4 protein-coding genes are annotated in these 4,776 nt (G+C 45.2%); all 4 read right to left on the bottom strand.

The window, feature by feature from the left end; genetic code table 11:
• Nucleotides 1-118: 118 nt before the first annotated feature.
• The 4 genes from G5B12_RS16670 to G5B12_RS16655 all read right to left on the bottom strand — a co-directional run bounded on the left by G5B12_RS16670 (nt 119) and on the right by G5B12_RS16655 (nt 4,736).
• The gene (locus G5B12_RS16670; protein ID WP_174088902.1) at nt 119-535 is read right to left on the bottom strand and encodes a hypothetical protein; all 417 of its coding nucleotides are present in this window, start codon (nt 533-535) and stop codon (nt 119-121) included.
• 18 nt (nt 536-553) lie between these two features.
• Nucleotides 554-1,321 (bottom strand): ABC transporter permease, encoded by a 768-nt coding sequence (locus tag G5B12_RS16665; RefSeq protein ID WP_174088900.1) that lies wholly within the window; start codon nt 1,319-1,321, stop codon nt 554-556.
• Between the two features lie 339 nt (nt 1,322-1,660).
• On the bottom strand, nt 1,661-4,243 hold the full coding sequence (gene clpB / locus G5B12_RS16660; RefSeq protein WP_021976398.1) for an ATP-dependent chaperone ClpB: 2,583 nt from the start codon (nt 4,241-4,243) through the stop codon (nt 1,661-1,663).
• Between the two features lie 289 nt (nt 4,244-4,532).
• Nucleotides 4,533-4,736, bottom strand: a complete 204-nt coding sequence (locus G5B12_RS16655; protein WP_227198731.1) for a tyrosine-type recombinase/integrase — start codon at nt 4,734-4,736, stop codon at nt 4,533-4,535.
• Nucleotides 4,737-4,776: the final 40 nt, after the last annotated feature.

Raw genomic sequence — 4,776 nt, 5'->3', positions numbered from 1 at the left:
CTACGATACTCGACCACAAGCACAAGATGATAGTATAGTAAGAATGCTAAATGTGCGTTATTATCTAAATTTATTGTATTTTAATTTTTATTATTCGACTAAATATACTATACTATGATTAGGATATTCTATCAAGTAGGTAACAGACGCAATTCATCTCCCACCTTAGAGGTTGGAGTCTTCTTGCTAGAAGAAGATAAAAAATCTTAAATGGATACCCCTTGGCAAGTCCCAGTGCAGCCGGCGGAGTTCCGATCGTTGCAAAATCAATGGAACCAGACTGCATCGCTGTCAGGATATCCGTACCTGACTGGAATTCCACCCATTCAACATCTGTATCCGGAAAAGCAGCCTCCAGGCTTCCTTTTTCTTTTGTAAGTAGCTCTCCGTTTGGTGACTCCCAGTATCCTAAGGTGATCTTTTTCGGTGTATCGTTATCTTTTGCCTGCACTTTCGTAAAGTTTCCTCCTGCAAACACAGATGTTATGATCAGTGCCGCAGCTGCAGCTACTGTTAAAATTCTTTTTGCTTTCATGTCTTTTCTCCTTCGTCTCTATATTGTTTCCTGCCACGGCATCGCTTTTCTTATCAGAAGTTTGAGCCCGCCATCAATGAGCAGCGCGATTCCTCCCATAATAAAAATCCCTGCATGGACCGTTGCGTACTGGATATATTTACTGGCATCCAGAACCATCCACGCAAGTCCCGATGCAGATGCGATCATTTCTGCTGCCACCAGTGTTGCATAGGAAACACCTACCGCGGTCCGAAGTCCGGTAAGGATATCCGGCAGAACAGACGGAAGAATCACATCCCGGAAGATCACAAAATTTCCTGCTCCCAGTGATCTTGCTCCGTTGATCCGATCCTGGGGCACTTTCTGAACTCCAAATACGACCTGAATAAACAATGGTGCAAATCCGCTGAGAAACAAAAGCATGATCTTGGATCCATCACCGATTCCCATCCAGAGTACGATCAGTGTATTATAAGCCAAAGGCGGCAGTGCCCGGTAAAACTGGATAAACGGATCTACCGCTGCCAGGATCTTCCGGTTCATTCCGCAGGCGATCCCGAGAGCTGTTCCTGCTATAAACACCAGCACCATCGCAATTCCAAGTCGTCTCATGCTTGCAACTATATGATACATAAGGGGATAACCTTTATAACCGTTTTCCCACAGATTCCAAAAAGCATCCAGCACATCTTTTACCGATGGAATAAATGTAGGATTAAAACAGTTCAGCGCACTTCCCAGGATCCACACTCCCAGTACTGCTGCTACGGAGAGCACTGAAATTTTCATGTAATTCTTTCTCATTGCCTTTCACATCCTTTTCTCTGATCTGTCCCCGATTATAGTTTTTCATATATTTTTTCTCAATAAAGGATTCCGAAATCGTTATCCGTTTTCAGATAGTTTTTAGCTGTTTTTCGATTATTTTTGTGTAAATCTGACTGTTTTTCAAAGGATTTTCAGGCTTTTGTGAAATCGTACTCACTCAGGCTGTATCCTGCTTTGCAGATATTTTGCATCCGGCACTCTCTGTTTTTATGCAAAAAAAGAACTGCCGGGTTCTGATCTTCATCCTGAAATGGATTTCTATCAGAACTGACAGTTCTTCTTTTTGTCAATCTATCTTAACTTTTTGGAGTTCTTTTATTTTGTGCTGACGGTAAACTCTCCGTCCTTCACATCCAGCACAATGGTATCTCCGGCATGTACATCACCGGAAAGGATCTTCTTGGCTGTCAGTGTCTCCACGTAATTCTGGAGATAACGCTTCAGAGGACGTGCACCGTAAACCGGATCATAACCGTTGTCCACTACCATCTGTTTGGCAGCATCTGTAAGCTCCAGGGAAAGCTCCTGGTCAGCCAGACGGTCACTGAGCTCTTTGACCATAAGATCTACGATCTTGCCAACGTTATCCTTGGTCAGCGGCTTGAACATGATGATCTCATCCAGGCGGTTCAAAAACTCCGGACGGAAGTGGCCACGAAGGTCATTCATAACCTGCTCCTGTGCCTCCGGCTTGATGTCACCCTTCTCATCGATACCGTCAAGAAGGTACGGAGAACCAATGTTGGATGTCATGATCAGGATCGTGTTCTTGAAATCAACGGTACGTCCCTGTGAATCTGTGATACGGCCATCATCCAGTACCTGCAGAAGCACATTGAATACATCCGGGTGAGCCTTCTCGATCTCATCGAAAAGAACAACGCTGTACGGTTTTCTTCGAACAGCCTCTGTCAGCTGTCCGCCTTCCTCATATCCGACATATCCTGGAGGCGCTCCGATCAGACGGGACACGGAATATTTCTCCATGTACTCACTCATATCGATACGGACCATATTCTGTTCATCATCAAACAGTGTGGCAGCCAGAGTCTTGGCAAGCTCTGTTTTACCAACACCGGTTGGTCCGAGGAACAGGAAGGAACCAATTGGTTTGGTCGGATCCTTGATTCCGGCTTTGGAACGAAGGATCGCATCTGTTACAAGACGTACACCTTCATCCTGTCCTACTACACGTTTGTGCAGCTCATCCTCAAGGCCCAGCAGCTTGGTTCTCTCACCTTCTGTCAGCTTGGTTACCGGAATACCGGTCCATCTGGAAATGATACGTGCGATCTCATCATCTGTAACTGCCTCATGTACCAGACTTCTGTCACTTTCTTTAACCTGTTTTTCTTCAACTTCCAGCTGCTGCTGAAGCTTCGGCAGCTCGCCGTACTGCAGCTCGGCAGCTTTCTCCAGATCGTAATTCTGTTTTGCTTTCTGGATCTGTTTATTGATATCCTCGATCTGCTCACGTAATTTCTGGAGCTTCTCTACGGAATGTTTCTCATTATCCCACTGTGCTTTCTGGGTATTGAAGGTATCCCGCATTTCTGCAAGCTCTTTCTGCAGATCTGCCAGACGCTCCTTACTTAAGTTGTCCGTCTCTTTTTTCAGAGCAGACTCCTCGATCTCCAGCTGCATGATCTTACGTCTCTGCTCATCCAGCTCTGTAGGCATGGAATCCAGTTCCGTCTTGATCAGTGCACAGGCCTCATCAACAAGGTCGATGGCCTTATCCGGAAGGAAACGGTCTGTAATGTATCTGTGTGAAAGTGTGGCAGCTGCAACCAGTGCGCTGTCTGTGATCTTAACACCGTGGAATACCTCATATCTCTCCTTCAATCCACGAAGGATGGAAATGGTATCTTCCACTGTAGGCTCATTTACCATAACCGGCTGGAAACGACGGGCAAGTGCTGCATCCTTCTCAATATACTGGCGGTACTCATCCAGAGTTGTGGCACCGATACAGTGCAGCTCACCTCTGGCAAGCATAGGCTTCAGCATATTTCCTGCATCCATGGCACCATCTGTCTTACCGGCACCGACGATCAGATGAAGCTCATCGATGAACAGAATGATCTGTCCTTCGCTCTTCTTCACTTCCTCAAGTACTGCTTTCAGACGTTCCTCAAACTCACCACGATACTTGGCACCTGCAACCAGTGCTCCCATATCCAGGGCAAAAATCTTCTTGTTCTTCAGGCCTTCCGGTACATCCCCTGCCACAATACGCTGTGCCAGTCCCTCGATGGCTGCTGTTTTACCAACACCAGGCTCACCGATGAGAACCGGGTTGTTCTTGGTCTTACGGGAAAGGATACGGATAATATTACGGATCTCCATATCACGGCCGATCACCGGATCAAGCTTCTGATTTCTGGCTTTCTCCACAAGATCCTCGCCATATTTATTCAGGGTGTCATAGGTTGCCTCCGGGTTATCGCTGACAACTCTCTGGTTTCCTCTGACTGTAGATAATGCCTGAAGAAAACGCTCTCTGGTGATTCCAAACTCATTAAAGATCTTCTTCATGCTGGGGCTTGGATTCTTCAGCATGGAAAGGAACAGATGCTCAACAGAGACATACTCATCTCCCATAGCCTTCGCTTCATCCTCAGCACTGACCAGTGCCTTGTTCAGATACTGGCCAAACCGAAGCTCACCACCGGAAACCTTAACCTTTGCATCCAGTGCTTTCTTAACTGTGTCAATAAAATATTCCTTCTGGATCTCCATCTTCTCGATCAGTTTGAGAATCAGGCTGTCCTCCTGTGTCAGCAATGCATACAGAAGGTGTTCCTCCTCGATCTCCTGATTGCCATATTCATAAGCAACCTTCTCAAGATCCTGGACAGCCTGTACGGATTTCTGTGTAAACTTACTGATGTTCATAGGCTTCCCTCCTATTCTATGAAAAACATTTCCAATATTCTCATACCGGAAATGCTGTGCTTTTTTCTTGTTCTAGGAGAAATATAACACTATTTGTTAGCACTGTCAAGAGGTGAGTGCTAATTTTTTTGTGAAGAATTTGTGAAGCCTTGATTTTACGAGCTTCACAGGGATTTTTCGCTTACTTTCGCACTCGATTTTCTTGATTTGACCACATTTTTACCACAAATTCTTGGAAAAATATATTCGTCTGATTTTCTTACCACATTTTACGACAACGACTTCTGGTTTATACCACAGCAGGTACGGTTTCTGGCAGATTCATTTTAGACATCTCGTTCTCCACATGAGACTTCTCTGCAATATGATTGTAGACATTCATTGTGATCTGTGCATCCGAATGGCCCATGACATACTGCATAACTTTAGGATTGACATTGTTCTCACCCAATCTGGTACATCCCGTATGACGAAGGGTATGTGGATGTGTCAAGTATAGGACAAAAAAAATTTTATTTTTTTCTGCCGAAGAC

The sequence above is a fragment of the Blautia sp. MSK.20.85 genome (assembly GCF_013317245.1).
Classification (GTDB): domain Bacteria; phylum Bacillota; class Clostridia; order Lachnospirales; family Lachnospiraceae; genus Blautia_A.
Note: the sequence above shows the minus strand (reverse complement) of the source record. Positions and strands in the feature narration are given on the sequence as shown.

Bases quoted from the DNA above. Each gene is read 5' to 3' on its own strand.
- G5B12_RS16665 (WP_174088900.1), bottom strand. From the start codon at position 1,321: ATGAGAAAGAATTACATGAAAATTTCAGTGCTCTCCGTAGCAGCAGTA.
- G5B12_RS16670 (WP_174088902.1), bottom strand. From the start codon at position 535: ATGAAAGCAAAAAGAATTTTAACAGTAGCTGCAGCTGCGGCACTGATC.
- clpB (WP_021976398.1), bottom strand. From the start codon at position 4,243: ATGAACATCAGTAAGTTTACACAGAAATCCGTACAGGCTGTCCAGGAT.